Below are 220 nucleotides of genomic sequence, written 5' to 3'. Positions count from 1 at the left end.
ACACCAGATCCAGAAAAGCCTGGAACACCAGATCCGGAGAAACCTGGAACACCAGATCCAGAAAAACCTGGAACACCAGATCCAGAAAAGCCTGGAACACCAGATCCAGAAAAGCCTGGAACACCAGATCCGGAGAAACCTGGAACACCAGATCCAGAAAAACCTGGAACACCAGATCCAGAAAAGCCTGGAACACCAGATCCAGAAAAGCCTGGAACAC

Annotated in this window: 1 pseudogene; it reads left to right on the top strand. The window is 50.0% G+C overall.

From position 1 onward, the window contains the following. A pseudogene (locus H6481_RS28570) lies at positions 1 to 220 on the top strand (hypothetical protein); the annotation flags it as partial.

The sequence above is a fragment of the Bacillus sp. ME78 genome (assembly GCF_903970865.1).
Taxonomy (GTDB): Bacteria; Bacillota; Bacilli; order Bacillales; family Bacillaceae_G; genus Bacillus_A; species Bacillus_A cereus.
This window is presented reverse-complemented; position numbering and strand designations above follow the sequence as displayed.